The 16776-nt window shown below is 60.9% G+C and carries 16 protein-coding genes; 6 read left to right on the forward strand and 10 right to left on the reverse strand.

What is annotated here, in order from left to right; genetic code table 11:
• Positions 1-8: 8 nt before the first annotated feature.
• The 4 genes from LRS56_25920 to LRS56_25935 are packed head-to-tail and all read left to right on the forward strand — an operon-like array spanning position 9 to position 3505.
• Positions 9-1157 carry an ABC transporter permease gene (locus tag LRS56_25920; GenBank protein WDU62158.1) on the forward strand — a complete coding sequence of 383 codons (1149 nt, stop codon included), beginning with the start codon at positions 9-11 and terminating at the stop codon, positions 1155-1157.
• A complete protein-coding gene (locus LRS56_25925) occupies positions 1154-1957 on the forward strand; it encodes an ATP-binding cassette domain-containing protein (protein ID WDU62159.1) in 804 nt (267 codons plus the stop codon). The genes LRS56_25920 and LRS56_25925 overlap by 4 nt, the downstream gene beginning before the upstream one ends.
• 1 nt (position 1958) lies before the next feature.
• Positions 1959-2897 (forward strand): MlaD family protein, encoded by a 939-nt coding sequence (locus LRS56_25930; protein WDU62160.1) that lies wholly within the window; start codon positions 1959-1961, stop codon positions 2895-2897.
• Positions 2894-3505 (forward strand): ABC-type transport auxiliary lipoprotein family protein, encoded by a 612-nt coding sequence (locus tag LRS56_25935; GenBank protein ID WDU62161.1) that lies wholly within the window; start codon positions 2894-2896, stop codon positions 3503-3505. Before LRS56_25930 ends, LRS56_25935 begins: the two co-directional genes overlap by 4 nt.
• A gap of 103 nt (positions 3506-3608) precedes the next feature.
• Here LRS56_25935 and LRS56_25940 read toward each other — a convergent pair whose 3' ends face one another.
• The 5 genes from LRS56_25940 to LRS56_25960 form a co-directional block, all read right to left on the reverse strand.
• Positions 3609-4838, reverse strand: a complete 1230-nt coding sequence (locus tag LRS56_25940) for a hypothetical protein (GenBank protein WDU62162.1) — start codon at positions 4836-4838, stop codon at positions 3609-3611.
• Positions 4839-4935: 97 nt separating this feature from the next.
• Positions 4936-6267, reverse strand: coding sequence for a glutamate/aspartate:proton symporter GltP (gltP, locus tag LRS56_25945; protein WDU62163.1), 1332 nt, complete (start codon positions 6265-6267; stop codon positions 4936-4938).
• 727 nt (positions 6268-6994) lie between these two features.
• Positions 6995-7459 carry an inhibitor of vertebrate lysozyme family protein gene (locus LRS56_25950; GenBank protein ID WDU62164.1) on the reverse strand — a complete coding sequence of 155 codons (465 nt, stop codon included), beginning with the start codon at positions 7457-7459 and terminating at the stop codon, positions 6995-6997.
• A gap of 2 nt (positions 7460-7461) precedes the next feature.
• Positions 7462-7626 carry a DUF1328 domain-containing protein gene (locus LRS56_25955; GenBank protein ID WDU62165.1) on the reverse strand — a complete coding sequence of 55 codons (165 nt, stop codon included), beginning with the start codon at positions 7624-7626 and terminating at the stop codon, positions 7462-7464.
• Between the two features lie 81 nt (positions 7627-7707).
• Positions 7708-7992, reverse strand: a complete 285-nt coding sequence (locus tag LRS56_25960) for a hypothetical protein (protein WDU62166.1) — start codon at positions 7990-7992, stop codon at positions 7708-7710.
• A 377-nt stretch (positions 7993-8369) separates the two neighbouring features.
• Here LRS56_25960 and algB point away from each other — a divergent pair, with 377 nt between their 5' ends.
• Together algB and LRS56_25970 are read left to right on the forward strand one after the other, a co-directional pair.
• Positions 8370-9716, forward strand: a complete 1347-nt coding sequence (algB, locus tag LRS56_25965; protein ID WDU62167.1) for a sigma-54-dependent response regulator transcription factor AlgB — start codon at positions 8370-8372, stop codon at positions 9714-9716.
• A 10-nt stretch (positions 9717-9726) separates the two neighbouring features.
• Positions 9727-11514, forward strand: coding sequence for an ATP-binding protein (locus LRS56_25970; GenBank protein ID WDU62168.1), 1788 nt, complete (start codon positions 9727-9729; stop codon positions 11512-11514).
• A gap of 3 nt (positions 11515-11517) precedes the next feature.
• Here the strand turns inward: LRS56_25970 and LRS56_25975 are convergent, their stop codons facing one another.
• The 5 genes from LRS56_25975 to LRS56_25995 all read right to left on the reverse strand — a co-directional run bounded on the left by LRS56_25975 (position 11518) and on the right by LRS56_25995 (position 16756).
• A complete protein-coding gene (locus LRS56_25975) occupies positions 11518-12294 on the reverse strand; it encodes an N-acetylmuramoyl-L-alanine amidase (GenBank protein ID WDU62169.1) in 777 nt (258 codons plus the stop codon).
• 88 nt (positions 12295-12382) lie between these two features.
• A complete protein-coding gene (locus tag LRS56_25980; GenBank protein ID WDU62170.1) occupies positions 12383-14461 on the reverse strand; it encodes a GGDEF domain-containing protein in 2079 nt (692 codons plus the stop codon).
• Entirely contained in the window at positions 14458-15336 is an 879-nt protein-coding gene (locus LRS56_25985) for an endonuclease/exonuclease/phosphatase family protein (protein WDU62171.1), read from the reverse strand. The genes LRS56_25980 and LRS56_25985 overlap by 4 nt, the downstream gene beginning before the upstream one ends.
• Before the next feature lie 10 nt (positions 15337-15346).
• Entirely contained in the window at positions 15347-15982 is a 636-nt protein-coding gene (dsbA, locus tag LRS56_25990; GenBank protein ID WDU62172.1) for a thiol:disulfide interchange protein DsbA, read from the reverse strand.
• Positions 15983-16150: 168 nt separating this feature from the next.
• Positions 16151-16756: a cytochrome c4 gene (locus LRS56_25995; GenBank protein ID WDU62173.1), complete on the reverse strand. Its 606-nt coding sequence runs from the start codon at positions 16754-16756 to the stop codon at positions 16151-16153.
• Positions 16757-16776 lie beyond the last annotated feature (20 nt).

Below are 16776 nucleotides of genomic sequence, written 5' to 3' on the forward strand. Positions count from 1 at the left end.
CGGAGCTTATGACTACCAGTACAACGGCCGGCGCAGCGCACCTCGATACGTCTACCACCCCGCCACAGCTGAGGATTACGGGGGACTGGACGCTTGCCCACTACGCAAGCCTCAAGAAGCTGTCAGACAAACTCGACGGCCAATACGACGCCGGTGCACGCATCGACCTCAATGGCCTCGGCGCCCTCGATACCGCCGGCGCCTCACTGCTGGTGGAGTTGCTGGGGCCAACCCGAATCGAGCAATCCGCCGAGCAGACCGATTGCAGCTTGTCCGCCGCCGACCGCGCCCTGCTAAAAACCGTCTACCGCTCCCTCAACGACTTTTGCGTACCGGATAAAACCCCGGAAGAGACGGCCGGCATCCAGGTGCTGGCGCGTATCGGCCGCGCCGTGGACACGGTCTGGCAGGACAGCAAGAAACTCCTGGGCTTTATCGGCCTGATCCTCGAGACCTTCGCACGAGGCATCTTCCGGCCCAAGCGCTGGCGGCTGACGCCGATGGTCGCGCATCTTGAACAGGTCGGCCTCGACGCCGCCCCCATCGTCGCCTTGCTGACCTTTCTGGTCGGCGCCGTGGTGGCCTTCCTCGGGGCCACAGTGCTTAAAAGCTTTGGCGCGACGATTTTCACCGTGGACCTGGTGGCCTTCTCTTTCCTGCGTGAATTCGGTGTATTGCTTACCGCGATCCTGATCGCCGGCCGCACCGCCAGTGCTTTTACCGCACAAATCGGCTCAATGAAGGCCAACGAAGAAATCGACGCGATCCGCACCCTCGGCCTCGACCCGATGGAGTTGCTGGTATTGCCGCGGGTGCTGGCGTTGCTGGTGGCGCTGCCGATGCTGACCTTCCTCGCGATGCTCTCGGGGATCGTCGGCGGCGGCGTGGTGTGCGCCGTGGCCCTGGATATTTCGCCGGCGATGTTCCTCTCGCTGCTGCAATCGGACATTGGCGTGCAGCATTTTCTGGTAGGCATGGTGAAAGCACCGATCTTCGCCTTCCTGATCGCCGCCATTGGCTGCCTGGAAGGCTTCAAGGTCAGCGGCAGCGCAGAGTCGGTCGGCGCTCACACCACCTCCAGCGTGGTGCAATCGATCTTTGTGGTGATCGTGCTGGATGCGGTGGCCGCGCTGTTCTTCATGGAGATGGGCTGGTGAGCCGTTTACACCGTGCGCCCGCCGAGGCGGTGATTGAGGTGCGTGGCCTGTGCAATCGCTTTGGCAAACAAAGCGTGCACGAGGATCTCGACCTGGATTTGTACAAGGGCGAGATCCTCGCCGTAGTCGGCGGTTCCGGCAGCGGCAAGTCGGTGCTGTTGCGCAGCATTGTCGGCCTGCGCCGGCCCAGCGAAGGAGAAGTGCGGGTGTTCGGCAAGAACCTGCCGAGCCTTGCCGAACATGAACGCTCGCTGGTCGAGCGGCGCTTCGGCGTGCTGTTCCAGAAGGGCGCGTTGTTTTCCTCGCTGACGGTGACCGAAAACGTCGCCCTGCCGCTGATCGAACACGCTGGCCTCAGCCGCCGCGACGCCGAGCACCTGGCCGCAGTCAAACTGGCGCTGGCCGGGCTGCCGCTGTCGGCGGCCGACAAGTACCCGGCGTCACTCTCCGGCGGCATGATCAAACGCGCCGCCCTGGCCCGCGCCTTGGCGTTGGACCCGGACATCCTGTTTCTGGATGAACCCACCGCCGGCCTCGACCCGATTGGCGCGGCGCAATTCGACCAACTGATCCTGACCCTGCGCGATGCGCTGGGCCTGAGTGTGTTTCTGGTCACCCACGACCTGGACACGCTGTACACCATCACCGACCGCGTGGCGGTGCTGGCGCAGAAGAAAGTGCTGGTGGCCGATGCCATTGATGTCGTCTCGGAAACGAACGACGCCTGGATTCACGAATACTTCCACGGCCCCCGGGGCCGCGCGGCATTGGATGCCGCTCAACCGCTCAACGAGGTATGACATGGAAACCCGAGCCCATCATGTGATGATCGGTCTGTTCAGCGTGATCGTGGTGGTCGGCGCGATGCTGTTTGGCCTGTGGCTGGCCAAATCCAGCGTCGACAGCGCCTTCCAGGATTACGAAGTGATCTTCAACGAGGCGGTCAGCGGCCTGTCCCAGGGCAGCTCGGTGCAGTACAGCGGGATCAAGGTGGGCGACGTGATCAGCCTGCGCCTCGACCCCAAAGACCCGCGCCGCGTACTTGCGCGCATTCGCCTGGCCGGGCAGACGCCGATCAAGGAAGACACCCAGGCCAAGCTGGCCCTGACCGGCATCACCGGCACCTCGATCATCCAGCTCAGCGGCGGCACACCGCAAAGCCCGGAACTCAAGGGCAAGGACGGCAACCTGCCGGAAATTATCGCGTCACCCTCGCCGATCGCCCGCTTGCTGAATAACAGCAACGACCTGATGACCAGCATTAACCTGCTGCTGCACAACGCCAACCATATGTTTTCTTCGGAGAACGTCGACCGCCTGAGTAAAACCCTGGATAACCTGCAGCAAACCACCGGCGCCATTGCCGACCAGCGCGGCGATATCAAGGTGGTGATGCAGCAACTGATGCAGGTCAGCAAACAGGCGAGCGCCGCCCTGGAGCAGACCACGGTGCTGATGCGCAGCGCCAACGGCTTGCTTAATGAGCAGGGCAAACAGGCATTCGGCAGCGCCGAGCAGGCAATGAAATCCCTGGAGCAAAGCACCGCCACCATCAACACCTTGCTGACCAACAACAAGGACTCGGTGAACAGCGGCATGCAGGGCCTCAACGAACTGGCGCCGGCCGTGCGCGAACTGCGCGAAACCCTCGGTTCGCTGCGCGCCATCTCCCGCCGCCTGGAAGCCAACCCCAGCGGTTACCTGCTGGGCAGCGACAAGAACAAGGAGTTCACGCCATGAAGCGTGCTTACCAAATGATCGCCCCTGTGGCGTTGGCCCTGATCAGTGCGTGCTCGATCCTGCCCAAGGCCGACCCTTCGGACGTATACCGCCTGGCCTCGGCCCAGACCCCCCATCAAGGCGCGCCAGTGGCGTGGTCGTTGCGTGTGAACAAACCACAGACCAGTGAGTTTCTCGACAGCCCGCGCATTGCCGTGGTGCCCAATGGCGACCTGATCAGCAGCTATGCCAACTCACGCTGGAGCGATCCGTCGCCGGTACTGTTGCGCAACCGCTTCATGGATGGCTTTCAACGCGATGGTCGGGTGACGCTGCTGAGTACCGACGACACCAACCTGCAGTCTGACTATGAGCTGGGCGGGCAATTGCAGGCGTTCCAGAGTGAATACCGCGGCAGTGCGGTGGAGGTGGTGATTCGCCTGGACGCGCGGTTAGTGCGCGGGAGTGATCAGCGGATTGTGGCTAGCCGGCGGTTTGAAATCCACCAGCCGGTGACGGATACCAAAGTACCGGCGGTGGTTGCCGCGTTTGGGCAGGCAGGGGATCAGTTGAATAAGCAGGTGGTGGATTGGGTGGTTGCGCAGGGCAATACTGCTGCGAAACGCTGACGGCCTTTTTGCAGGCAAGCCAGCTCCCACATTCGGACGCCTTTCGTCAGGATAAACGCGGTCAAATGTGAGAGCTGGCTTGCCTGCGATAGCAGTATCAGCCTTAACCGAAGAACCAGTAGCACACTGCGATAGCCGCCACCACACCGGCCAACTCTGCCAGCAACGCACAGCCCACCGCATGCCGCGCCCGCTGGATGCCCACCGAGCCGAAGTACACCGCCAACACATAGAAGGTGGTTTCCGTACTACCCTGAATCGTCGCCGCCACCAACGCCGGGAAGCTGTCCACACCCTGGGTCTGCATGGTCTCGATCAGCATCGCCCGCGCAGCGCTGCCGGAGAACGGCTTGACCATCGCCGTCGGCAAGGCGTCGACAAAGCGTGTGTCAAGGCCGGTCCAGGCCACGACATGGCGAATCCCTTCCAGGGCCAAGTCCAACGCCCCGGAGGCGCGCAATACGCCGACGGCGCACAGCATCGCAACCAGATACGGCAGCAGGTTCTTGGCCACATCAAAACCTTCCTTGGCCCCTTCGACAAACGCCTCGTACACCTTGACCTTGCGCAGCGCGCCGATCACCAGAAACAACATGATCAGGCCGAACAGCGTGAGGTTGCCCAGGATCGACGACAACCCGGCCAATGCGCTGGCTGAGAGCGTCGCCAGCAAGGCCATAAACCCGCCCAGCACCAACGCGCCGGGAATCAGGTAGGCCAGCACCACTGGGTCCCACAGGCGCAGGCGCTGCATCACCGCCACCGACAGCAGGCCCACCAGGGTCGATGCGCTGGTCGCCAGCAGAATCGGCAAGAACACCAGCGTCGGGTCGGGCGCGCCTTGCTGGGCGCGATACATGAAGATGGTCACCGGCAACAGCGTCAGCGAGGACGCGTTGAGCACCAGAAACAGGATCTGCGCGTTACTCGCGGTGTTGGGGATAGGGTTGAGTTCCTGCAGCGCCTTCATGGCTTTGAGGCCAATGGGCGTCGCCGCGTTGTCCAGGCCCAGGCCGTTGGCGGCGAAGTTGAGGGTGATCAACCCGATGGCAGGGTGGCCGGCGGGCACCTCCGGCATCAGGCGGCGAAACAGCGGGCCGAGGGCCTTGGCCAGCCAGTCGACGATCCCGGCTTTTTCGGCGATACGCAAAAAGCCCAGCCACAACGTGAGGGTGCCGAACAGCAGCACCATCACCTCCACCGACAATTTGGCCATGGCGAAAATGCTTTCCACCATCGCCGCGAAAATCCCGGCGTTGCCGCCGATCAGCCATTGCGCCAGTGCTGACACCATTGCCACGACAAAGAAGCCAAGCCACAGGCCATTGAGCATCAGTTAAATCCCCCGAAAGATGGGGCGAATGATAGCGGGGCTGGCAGAAACGACAAACCCCGGATTTTCCGGGGTTTGTGTAGGAACATAGACGTGATCAGCCGCGACTGGTCTCACCCACCGGCAGCGCTTGCTTGCTGCGCCAGTGCGGCAGGGAATTCCAGTAGCGCTCGCCCTTGGCGTCGTCGTACATGCCTTCCCAACGAGAGATCACCAGCACCGCCAGGGCGTTGCCGATCACGTTCAGGGCAGTACGCGCCATGTCCATGATGCGGTCGACACCGGCAATGAACGCCAGGCCTTCCAGCGGAATGCCGACGCTGCCCAGGGTGGCCAGCAGCACCACGAAGGACACGCCCGGCACGCCGGCGATGCCTTTGGAGGTGACCATCAGGGTCAGTACCAGCATCAGTTGCTGGCCGACCGACAGGTCGATGCCGTACAGCTGCGCGATAAAGATCGCCGCGATGCTCTGGTACAGGGTCGAACCGTCGAGGTTGAACGAGTAGCCGGTCGGTACCACGAAGCTGCAGATGGCCTTCGGCGCGCCGTAGGCTTCCATCTTCTCGATCACACGCGGCAGCACGGTTTCGGAACTGGCGGTGGAGTAGGCCAGCACCAGCTCATCCTTGAAGATGCGCATCAGCTTGATCACCGAGAAGCCGAACAGGCGAGCGATCAGGCCGAGGATCACGAAGGCGAAGAACAGGATGGCCACGTAAACCAGAATCACCAGCTTGGCCAGCGGCAGCAGGGAGGCGAAACCGAAGTTGGCGACGGTCACCGCGATCAGGGCGAATACACCGATCGGGGCGTACTTCATGATCATGTGCGTGACTTTGAACATGCTCTCGGACACGCCCTGGAACATGGTCACCAGGGGTTCGCGCAGCTCAGGCTTGAGGCTCGACAAACCGAGGCCGAACAACACCGAGAAGAAGATGATCGGCAGCATTTCGCCACGGGCCACGGCGGCAAAGATGTTCGAGGGGATCAGGTTGAGAATGGTCTGGATGAACGCATGCTCATGCTGCACTTCGGCGGCGGTGGCGGTGTACTTGGAGATGTCGACGGTACCCAGGGTACTCATGTCGATGCCCGCGCCGGGGTGGAACAGGTTGGCCAGCAACAGGCCGACCACAATGGCGATGGTGGTGACCACTTCGAAGTAAAGGATGGTCTTGACGCCGATGCGACCGAGCTTTTTCGCGTCACCCACCCCGGCAATGCCGACGATCAGCGAGGAAATCACAATCGGGATCACGATCATCTTGATCAGGCGGATAAAGATATCGCCCGCTGGCTGCAACACATTGCTGATCCACCAGGCCTTTTCAGCACTGAAATGGTTGAGCACGGCACCGATTGCAATCCCCAGCACCAAACCGATGAGGATCTGCCAGGCGAGGCTTAGCTTTGCCTTCTTCATGTCATTACCCTTACTTCAAGTGGACTTAAGGCAAATGCGCCAGCTGGAACGCTCGAGAGCGAAAAAGTGTGTGCATCTGCCTCCATGGAAGGTCACCGCCGCATGGCCGAAATGGCTTACTGGCAGGCGAAAAAAGGCGCAACTATTCCCATGCAAGAGTTCGACGTCTAATGCCGTAAACGCCTACCCTATGCCGAATCGGCATGGCGATTTTGCATAATAACTGTCCGAACGGTCAGTTCAAATGCGACATATTGTCCGGTGAATATGCCGTGAACCGGCCAATTCAGGCTCGCGCAGAGATTCAGAACGACTTCGGATGGTTGGCAAAAATGCCTATGAATTCATGGGGCGAGTGTCAGAAATGTCCTATGGCGAGGGCAAAACTTTCTCGATAGATGGTCACGCGGACACACCAAGTAATGGTTGGTCACGAGCGAAAAGAGAATTCCCGGCTACGGGCTGTATGAGAGGGATATAAAAAGCGGCATAAGCCCGCCGCAAGTTCAGCAAGCTTGAGGACTTGTGAACTTGCGTCGCAGCTTTTCGCCTGACCCGGCCCTTGCGCAGGCACTCCCTGTACCCGTAGGTCACGCCGATCTCGATTGATCAGAGCAACCCGGCCCCTGGTCATGCATCACCCTTGGCGGGGATGCAGACAGAAAGAAGCGAGGGGCTTCTTCCTATGGACGCTGGCCCTGTTGACGACAGTCGCGTCGGACAGAACTTAGTACCAATTCGGATCTTTCTTCAGCTGCTCCATCAGCAGCTTCTGCATGCCTTCATCCGGTTTACCGATAAAACGGTAATCGGCGTGCCGCGTAGGGGACTTGTCCGCCGGCAAACCAGCCGGTACTTCCACCAACATGGCGTAGGCATCTTCCTTGTCGAGGCTGAACGCGACGATCAGGCGCTTGTTCAGGCATGTGTCTGCGGTTTCGCACAGCGGCCCGACCAAGTACTTGTCGCCATCTTCTTCCACGGCATTCATTTGTTCGGCCGTGCCCGACAGGTTCATCACCCATTCAGGCAGGCGCTCTTCTTTCTTCACCACGCCTTGCCAGGTTTCGCGGTATTGCGGGTCCGCGCTGAGCAATTCGTTAGCCCGGGATTGGCCGTCATTGGCGGCCATCGCCAGGCCGCTGCCGCCCAAAAGCAGGGCGGCAACAATGGTTTTAAAGGAAGTGGTCATATTCAGCCTCGGCCGCGACGACCAAAGAAGAACGAAGCGATGAACATCACCAGAAAGACGACAAAGAGAATCTTGGCGATACCCGTGGCGGTTCCCGCGATACCACCGAAGCCCAGGACTGCAGCCACAATGGCGATGATCAGAAATGTGATTGCCCAACTCAACATGGTGATTCTCCTTATGCTTCTATAAGAGGTAACAGCGGTAGTGCCGTACGGCCGCTCGATGCGTGCGACCGCTTGTCTTGCTTAAAACACCCAACGCTCTTGGTTTGGCAGCTCGCCCAAGGTCGAATCCTGGTCGGCTACTTTCAATTGCGGGGCGGTCATATCGGCAGCAACGCTACCGACTGAACGGAAATGGGTCTGGGTCATGGCCGGACGTTCGAATTGCGGGACCTGCTGCTGACTCTGCTGCCAATGGTGTAACTGCTGGCCCGCAATCAGCGTGACCATCACGGCCAAGCTGGCAAACAGACCTTGCTGCAAGCGCAGCGGCGATACACACAGTTGGTTGAGGCTTTGGCGAGTCATGCTGCTTTGCTCCCGCATTTTGATTATTCGTTGGGATAGCTATTGCAGAGCGCATGCCAGCTTTTTTGCAAAATAAAACTCAATAAAATCAACAAGTTAAATATATGCATTAGGTCAATCGCCTAGCATCCTGCACGATGCCCCCCTGTACGCCGTGCGAAATGCACGATGGTCAGTGGTCGGGTCAACGGATAGAAAGCGATTATCGAGTTGCCGAAGTGGCAAGACGGCATGAAAACGCCATCAGACGGGGCTTTGCAGGACGCCCCACAGATACCTGCACGACGCTGCCTTTTATCGATCAGAATAAACCATGCAACTTGCCCGATTATTCCGGGACTAAACACCATCATTCATAGTTAAGGAGCGCGGGACAGATGGAATCAGCCAAGGAACTTCAAGGCCGCATTCTTTTAGTGGACGACGAATCCGCAATCCTCCGCACCTTCCGTTATTGCCTGGAAGATGAAGGCTATACCGTAGCCACCGCCAACAGCGCAGCCCAGGCCGACGCCCTGATGCAGCGTCAGGTGTTCGACCTGTGCTTCCTGGACCTGCGCCTGGGTGAAGACAATGGCCTGGATGTATTGGCCCAGATGCGTATTCAGGCGCCGTGGATGCGCGTGGTGATCGTCACGGCCCACTCAGCCGTGGACACCGCCGTGGATGCCATCCAGGCCGGCGCCGCCGACTACCTGGTAAAACCTTGCAGCCCCGACCAGCTGCGCCTGGCCACCGCCAAGCAGCTGGAAGTGCGCCAACTCTCCGCACGCCTCGAAGCGCTGGAAGGCGAAGTGCGCCAGCCTAAAGACGGCCTCGATTCCCACAGTCCCTCAATGATGGTAGTGCTGGAAACCGCACGCCAAGTGGCGGGCACCGACGCCAACATCCTGATCCTCGGCGAGTCCGGCACCGGTAAAGGTGAGCTGGCCCGGGCCATTCATGGCTGGAGCAAGCGTTCAAAGAAGTCCTGCGTGACTATCAACTGCCCGTCGCTGACGGCAGAACTGATGGAAAGCGAGCTGTTCGGCCATAGCCGCGGCGCCTTTACCGGCGCCAGCGAAAGCACCCTGGGCCGCGTCAACCAAGCTGACGGCGGTACGCTGTTTCTTGATGAGATCGGCGATTTTCCCCTCACATTGCAGCCCAAGTTGCTGCGTTTTATCCAGGACAAGGAATACGAGCGCGTGGGCGACCCGGTCACCCGCCGCGCCGATGTGCGCATCCTGGCAGCCACCAACTTGAACCTTGAAGACATGGTGCGCGACGGCCGCTTCCGTGAGGACTTGCTCTACCGCCTCAACGTGATCACCTTGCACCTGCCGCCCCTGCGCGAACGCAGCGAAGACATCCTGACCCTGGCCGACCGATTCCTGGCGCGCTTCGTCAAAGAATACGCACGGCCGGCGCGGGGCTTCAGCGACGACGCCCGCGAAGCGCTGCTGAATTATCGCTGGCCCGGCAATATCCGCGAGCTGCGCAACGTCGTGGAGCGCGCCAGCATTATCTGCCCCCAGGAAAAAGTTGAGATCAGCCACCTCGGCATGGCGGAGCAGCCGACCAACAATGCCCCGCGTATCGGCGCGGCGCTGAGCCTGGACGAGCTGGAAAAAGCGCACATCGGCGCCGTGCTGGCGACCAGCGATACCCTGGACCAGGCGGCCCGCACGCTGGGCATCGACGCGTCGACCCTGTATCGCAAACGTAAACAGTACAACCTGTGAGCTGTACCCTATGAAGCTAGCGATGAAACTGCGCACTCGATTATTTCTGAGTATCTCAGCGCTGATCACCGTCGCCCTGCTGGGTTTGATCCTGGGCTTGGTGAGCGTCATGCAAATGGCCAAGACCCAGGAATCCTTGATTCGCAGCAACTTCATCACCCTGGATCTGGGGCTCAAACTGCGCCAGAGCCTGGGCGACCAATTGATCATGATGCTGGAGGAGCGCCCGGACCCACAGGCCCTGGAAGCCTCCAAGCAGCGCTATTTCGACCTGTTGGACCAAGGCATTGCCCATGAACAGCATGACGGTCATGGGAGTGGCTTCAGCCAGGCCCGAGGCCAGTATCAAGACTTGCTGGAGGCATTTGACGAATCCCAGCAGCCGACGCCTCCGCCCGGCACCAAGGAAAAACTCACCGATACCTTCAATGTGCTGCGCAATGGCCTGATCGCCGAGCACAAGCAGGCCCTGGAAAATATCAGTAACAGCGAACACAAGTCCCGCGAACGCGCCTTGCTGATTGCCGGCCTGCTGGGGTTGGTGGGGCTCGCGGTGCTGATCATCGGCTTCGTCACTGCCCATGGGATCGCCCGGCGGTTTGGTGGGCCGATCGAAGCGCTGGCCAAAGCGGCGGACAAGATCGGACAAGGTGATTTCGAGGTCACGCTGCCGATTTCTTCAGCAGCCGAGATGAACCAACTGACCCGGCGTTTCGGCATCATGGCCGAGGCTTTGCGCCAACATCAGGCGACCAACGTCGATGAACTGTTGGCCGGCCAGCAGCGCCTGCAAGCCGTGCTCGACAGCATCGATGACGGCCTGTTGATGATTGATCGCCAGGGCCGTCTGGAGCACCTCAACCCGGTCGCACAGCGCCAACTGGGCTGGGACGCAGAACGCCTCGGACAGGGCCTGGGCGAGGCACTGGCGCGCCCGGAGCTGGACGAACAGTTGCAACTGGTACTGCGTGGCGGCAGCCTGGAACGGGCGCCGGACGATCTGGAAGTGGAAGTCGAAGGCGAACTGCGCCTGCTGACCTACAGCCTCACCCCCGTCAGCCACACCCAGGGGCATATCCTCGGCGCGGTGATGGTGCTGCATGACGTGACTGAGCAACGCGCCTTCGAACGGGTGCGCAGCGAGTTCGTGTTGCGCGCTTCCCATGAGCTGCGCACGCCGGTGACCGGCATGCACATGGCCTTCGGGCTGTTCCGCGAGCGGGCGAAGTTTCCTGCGGAGTCCCGTGAAGCGGACCTGCTGGATACGGTCAACGAAGAAATGCAGCGCTTGATGCAGTTGATCAACGACTTGCTCAACTTCTCGCGCTACCAGAATGGCCTGCAGAAACTCACCCTCGGGCCATGCGACGTCACCGATCTGCTTGAGCATGCCCGTGCGCGTTTTGTAGAACCGGCCAATGCGCAGCACATCGAACTGCTGGTAGAAGCTCAAGCAGACTTGCCCCGACTGTATGCCGACAGGGCGCAACTGGAGCGAGTACTCGACAACTTACTGGGCAACGCGCTGCGTCACACCGCCGAGGGCGGGCAGATTCGCTTGCAGGCGCGTCGCCATGGCGAGCGGGTGATTATCAGCGTCGAAGATAACGGCGAAGGCATCGCCTACGGGCAGCAGGGGCGGATCTTCGAGCCCTTCGTGCAGGTGGGTCGCAAGAAAGGCGGCGCCGGCCTGGGGCTGGCGCTGTGCAAAGAGATCGTGCAGTTGCACGGCGGCCGCATGGGCGTGTATTCGCGGCCGGGGCAGGGCACCCAGTTCTACATGGCGTTGCCGCTTTAAGGCTTAGCGGCGGTTCAACGTACGCAGGATCGCAGCACTTTCAGCATCCGGGGTGCCATCAAACAGCGACGGCCGGAAATGCATCTGGAACGCCGCAATCACGTGCCGTGTGGCCACATCCAGCTCGCCGGTCTGGGGTGTCTGATAGCCCAGATGAGCCAGCTCCTGCTGGAACCAGCTAATGCTCGGCAGCTCAGCGGCGTATTGCACCTGAAAGCGCGCCACGGCCTGTGCATCCGGCCACATACCCAGCCCTTCATCCGCTAGACGCTTCCAAGGGAACAATGGGCCCGGGTCCAGCTTGCGCAGCGGCGCGATATCGCTGTGGCCGATGATGTTCTTGGGATCGATGCCGTTGCGCTTGCTGATGTCCTTGAGCAACACCACCAGCGACTTCACCTGCGCTTCGGAATACGGATACCACAGCCGGCCGTTCGGTGTGTCCTTGTAGCCCGGGTTCACAATCTCGATACCAATGGAGCTGGAGTTGAGCCAGGTGCGGCCCATCCATTCGCTTTCCCCGGCATGCCACGCCCGCTGGCTCTCGTCTACGAGCTTATAGATGGTGGCGGAGCCATCGTCGCCGATCAGGTAATGGCTGCTGACCTGGCCGTGGGTCAATAGCGCCAGGGAGCGTTCGAGGCCGGTGGAGGTGTAGTGGACAACCACGAACTGCACGCGGTTGTCGTGGTTGACCGAGGGGTGGTTGGTGTCCAGGCGAGGGCCACTGGCGCAGCCCGCCAGAAAAAGGAACACAAAGGCGAAGTAAAAGGATTTCATGGCGGAAGACATTACACTGAAGACGATAATGCAACAGTGTAACGTACCGTTTGCGGCCCGGCGGTCAAATTACAAAATGGAACATCTTTTACGCCGCCTGCACCTGGTTGCGCCCCGCAGCCTTGGCCCGGTACAGCGCCGCATCGGCACGCTTGAGCGCCGCATCACTGCGCTCCCCCGGCTGGAACTGCGCGACGCCCATGGACACGGTGATCGTCACCGGCTCGCCCTTGAAGTGAAACGGGCACGCTTCAATCGCCGCCCGCAACGCGTCGCCCGCCGCCAGCGCATCCGACAGGCATGAGTCAGGCATCAGCAACACAAACTCCTCACCGCCAAAGCGCGCAATGAAATCGCTGGGACGCAGACGTTTGCGCAGCACATTGGCGATGATCTTCAGCACTTTGTCACCGGCCAGGTGGCCATAGCCATCATTGATGCGCTTGAAGTGGTCCAGGTCCAGCATGGCCAGCGACAGATGGTTGCCGTGTTGGTGCCAGAGATTGACCTCCTGATCGAGACGTTCGCTCCAGGCCGCACGGTTGGGCAGAGCGGTGAGCGGGTCGATGAGGGCTTTCTGGCGCTGCACCTCCAGGTGCTCGCGATAGCCCTGGGCTTCCTGCTCCATATTGGCGACCCGCTCGGCCAGCCCTTTGAGGCGCGCCGCCACTTCCTGCTCACGTTGGTCACGTTGTTGCTGGTGCTCGTCCATGGTGCCGAGCAAGCCTTCGAGGTGGCTTTCCAGTATGTGCTTGAGGCTCTCCAGGTCGGCGGCGTCCTGCACACTGCTTTGCAGGCCGTCGACCTGCTCGCGGATTTGCGTGTCCAGCTCCCGAGCGGCGGAACGGCTGTCGGCATGGCCGTCGCTGGCGACCTGCAAGTGCCCCTGGAACGCTTCAAGGCGTTCGTTGAGCTGCTTGAGGTAAGCCTCGAACTCATGCTGGCCGCTGTCGGTAATCGCCAGCATCAATACCGCCAGATCGTCGAGGATCGGCAGCAGTTCGTACCAGTTCAACCCATGGGCCAGACGCTCACGCATGGCTTCGGCCTGTGGCCGATGGCGCTCGGGCAAGGTCAGGTCTTCCAGCAGGCCGAGCAAGGTGTCTTCGATGTGTTTGGCAACGGAGCTGTAGGACGGCTCCGGCGAGTCCGGCAGGGAGTACGCGCCGTCGGATTGCAATTCGTCGGGGTCGGGTTCCTCGGCCTCCATCACCGGAGGGAGCGACAGGCTGCCGATAACCGTCTCATCCGGCGCCTCAGGCGGAGCCTCGGAAGCTTCGATAAAGGCGGCGAGGGCACTTTCGGGTGCGGGCTCTTCGGCCTGAGGCTCGGACTCGGACTCGGACTCGGACTCGGGTTCTTTAGCATCGACGTGCGCAGCGGGCACTTCAACAGGTGCCTTGGGGGCCGGCGCTTCGTAGACGAACGTCTCGCTGACAGCCTCGGCCACGACGGCCGGCGCTGCGGGCTCAGGCTGCGGCGCAATCGGCTCTTGAGGCTGCGGCGCAAAGGCGCGCAAGGCTTGCGCGAGTTCTTCGGATTGCTCAGGGGCCTGAGGCTCGGCAACGGGCTTGGCCGCAACAGGCTGCGGCGCCAGCACCGGCGTCGGCTCGTTGGTCGCGGTTTCGCTGGCAGCATCCCTGGCGCCGAAAATGCGTTGCAGCAGCCCAGGTCCAGGACGGGTGGTTTCGCCATCCGGCTCCAGGTTATTCAGCGCCTGACCTTGCAGGCCACTCAACTCGCTGAGCAGCAACGGGATCTCACGGGCCTGACTGACGCGCCCGTCCAACTGCTTGGCAAAGGTCTTCAGCGGGCGCGCAACCTCACGCGGCAGCGGCAGCTTTTGCAGCTGGGTAACCAGGGAGGTCAGCGCGGTGCTGATCTGCTCAACCCGGGTTTCGCGGCGTTGCTCCGAGTCCAGCACGGCCTTTTCCAGGCGCGGCAGCAGGGCGGCGAGGGCCGCGTCCATATCATCGGTGCGGACAACGTCACGCATTTCCTTCATGCATAAGTCGACAGCGCGGTCGGTACCTTCAGCGGCCAGCGTACTGCGCACCAGCCCTCGGCGCAGCAGGTCGAGGCGGGCCGCCCAGCGGCGTTCGAGCTTTTCCTGCTGTTCGATGCTTTTAAGGTATTTTTCTTTCCAGCGCTGGGCGTCGTCGCTCATGCAAGGGGTCCGCTGGTGCCTGGGCTCAACGCGGGGAATGCATCAGCCGTGAGCGAACCCGGCAGACGAATCTCTACCGCAACCGGCAGGTGATCGGAGATCGGCTGCGCCAGTACCTGCACACTTTCCAGCGTGAGCGTCGGGCTGAGCAGGATATGGTCAAGACAGCGCTGCGGGCGCCAGCTGGGAAACGTGGCTTCGACTTGCGGCGCCAGTAACCCGAGGTCGCGCAACGGGGAATTCAGCAGCAGGTCGTTGGCGTGGGTGTTCATATCCCCCATCAACACCTGATGTTTGTAATTGCCGATCAGCTCTCGGATGTAGGCCAGTTGCATGGTGCGGGTGCGTGCACCCAGCGCCAGGTGCATCATGACCACCACCAAGGCTTCAGGGCCTTCGCCAAACCGCACCAGGATCGCCCCCCGCCCCTTGGGGCCGGGCAACGGGTGATCTTCGATGACCGATGGCTTCAAGCGGCTGAGCACGCCATTACTGTGCTGCGCCAGGCGCCCGAGGTTGCGATTGAGCTGTTGATACCAGTAGGGGAAGGCGCCGAGCTGCGCCAGATGCTCCACCTGGTTGATGTAACCGGAGCGCATGCTGCCGCCGTCGGCCTCCTGCAAGGCGACCAGATCGAAGTCGTTGAGCAGGTTGCCGATCTTTTGCAGGTTGCCGGCACGCCCATTGTGGGGCAGCAGGTGCTGCCAGCCACGGGTGAGGTAGTGCCGGTACTTTTCGGTACTGATGCCCACCTGAATATTGAAGCTGAGCAGGCGCAGACGGCTGTCGGCCGGCAAACCTGTGGAATCCAGATGATGCTCGTTGACCTGCGGGTCATGCAGGCCAACAACACGTTCGGTACCCCAGCGGCGCATGGTAAGCCCCTTACTTGGCTGCGCGCTCTTTGGCGATCAGCTGGTCGGCAACATTGAGGGTCGCTTCAGGACCACCGGTGGTGCCCAGGTCGAAACGGTATTTGCCGTTGACGATCATGGTCGGTACGCCCTGCACCCCGTATTTCTGCGCGAGTTCCTTGGCCTGTTTGATCTGGCCCTGAATCGCGAAGGAGTTGAAGGTGGCCAGGAACTTGTCCTTGTCGACACCTTGGGTGGCAACGAAGTCAGCCATTTCGTCTGGCTTGGTCAGGCGCTTGCCTTGTTTCTGGATGGCATCGAATACGGCATTGTGGACCTTGTGCTCAACGCCCATGGCTTCGAGAGTCAGGAACAGTTGGCCGTGAGCATCCCATGGGCCGCCGAACATGGCCGGGATGCGTTTGAAGTTAACGTCGGACGGGAGTTTTTCAACCCATGGGTTGATGGTCGGTTCAAAGGCGTAGCAATGCGGGCAGCCGTACCAGAACAGCTCCACCACTTCGATCTTGCCCGGTACCGACACGGGTACTGGATTGGCCAATTCAACGTAGGTTTTACCGGCTTCAAGCGGCACGTCGGCAGCTTGTGCGGTCATGCCGAAGAGGCTGGCAGTGACGAGAGCGGCGCTGAGGATCAGATTACGCATGCTTTACTCCTGGACAAATAAAGTCGCCTCACGCGACCCTTGTTGTGACAGGTCTACGCGGGCATGAGTTCGTTAGTGTAACGGCAGCGGCCACAAAAAAGGGCGGCCTAAGCCACCCTTTTTATGCTTGCATCGACGGATTAATCGAGCGTTAACGTACGGCCGGGATCAATGCAGGCCCTGGATATACTGCGAAACCGCTTCGATGTCTTTGTTGCTGAGCTTGCCGGCGATGCTTTGCATGATTTTGGTATCGCCGTCGTTGGTACGATTACCTTCACGGAAGTCCGTCAGCTGCTTGGAAATATACTGCGCGTGTTGCCCGCTCAAGTGGGGGAAGCCCGCAGCGGCAAGGCCGGCACCATTCGGCGAGTGGCAGCCGATACAGGAAGGCATGCCTTTTTCCAGGTTGCCGCCACGGAACAGTTCTTCACCGCGAGCCACCGTTTTAGGATCAGCAGCTCCCACACTGCCTTTCTGGCTGGCAAAATACGCCGCGAGGTCTGCCAGGTCCTGATCACTGAGATTGGTCAACAAGCCGGTCATTTCCAGCACCGTGCGCTTGCCGTCCTTGATGTCGTGCATCTGCTTGGTCAGGTAACGCTCACCCTGGCCCGCCAGTTTGGGGAAGTTCGGCGCCGGGCTGTTACCATCCGGTCCGTGGCAAGCACCACATACGGCGGCTTTCGCCTGACCCGCTGTAGCGTCGCCTGCAGCATGGGCAACACCGGTGATGCCCAAGGTCAACAGCAGACTCACGATCAGTTTGTTCATCAGCTAATCCAACTACGGCT

Source organism: Pseudomonas poae (genome assembly GCA_028869255.1).
In the GTDB taxonomy this organism is placed as follows: domain Bacteria; phylum Pseudomonadota; class Gammaproteobacteria; order Pseudomonadales; family Pseudomonadaceae; genus Aquipseudomonas; species Aquipseudomonas poae_C.

Excerpts from the sequence above, each read along its gene's own strand:
- LRS56_25920 (WDU62158.1), top strand. The coding sequence starts at position 9 with ATGACTACCAGTACAACGGCCGGCGCAGCGCACCTCGATACGTCTACC.
- LRS56_25930 (WDU62160.1), top strand. The coding sequence starts at position 1,959 with ATGGAAACCCGAGCCCATCATGTGATGATCGGTCTGTTCAGCGTGATC.
- LRS56_25935 (WDU62161.1), top strand. The coding sequence starts at position 2,894 with ATGAAGCGTGCTTACCAAATGATCGCCCCTGTGGCGTTGGCCCTGATC.
- LRS56_25940 (WDU62162.1), bottom strand. The coding sequence starts at position 4,838 with ATGCTCAATGGCCTGTGGCTTGGCTTCTTTGTCGTGGCAATGGTGTCA.
- gltP (WDU62163.1), bottom strand. The coding sequence starts at position 6,267 with ATGAAGAAGGCAAAGCTAAGCCTCGCCTGGCAGATCCTCATCGGTTTG.
- LRS56_25950 (WDU62164.1), bottom strand. The coding sequence starts at position 7,459 with ATGACCACTTCCTTTAAAACCATTGTTGCCGCCCTGCTTTTGGGCGGC.
- LRS56_25955 (WDU62165.1), bottom strand. The coding sequence starts at position 7,626 with ATGTTGAGTTGGGCAATCACATTTCTGATCATCGCCATTGTGGCTGCA.
- LRS56_25960 (WDU62166.1), bottom strand. The coding sequence starts at position 7,992 with ATGACTCGCCAAAGCCTCAACCAACTGTGTGTATCGCCGCTGCGCTTG.
- algB (WDU62167.1), top strand. The coding sequence starts at position 8,370 with ATGGAATCAGCCAAGGAACTTCAAGGCCGCATTCTTTTAGTGGACGAC.
- LRS56_25970 (WDU62168.1), top strand. The coding sequence starts at position 9,727 with ATGAAGCTAGCGATGAAACTGCGCACTCGATTATTTCTGAGTATCTCA.
- LRS56_25975 (WDU62169.1), bottom strand. The coding sequence starts at position 12,294 with ATGAAATCCTTTTACTTCGCCTTTGTGTTCCTTTTTCTGGCGGGCTGC.
- LRS56_25980 (WDU62170.1), bottom strand. The coding sequence starts at position 14,461 with ATGAGCGACGACGCCCAGCGCTGGAAAGAAAAATACCTTAAAAGCATC.
- LRS56_25985 (WDU62171.1), bottom strand. The coding sequence starts at position 15,336 with ATGCGCCGCTGGGGTACCGAACGTGTTGTTGGCCTGCATGACCCGCAG.
- dsbA (WDU62172.1), bottom strand. The coding sequence starts at position 15,982 with ATGCGTAATCTGATCCTCAGCGCCGCTCTCGTCACTGCCAGCCTCTTC.
- LRS56_25995 (WDU62173.1), bottom strand. The coding sequence starts at position 16,756 with ATGAACAAACTGATCGTGAGTCTGCTGTTGACCTTGGGCATCACCGGT.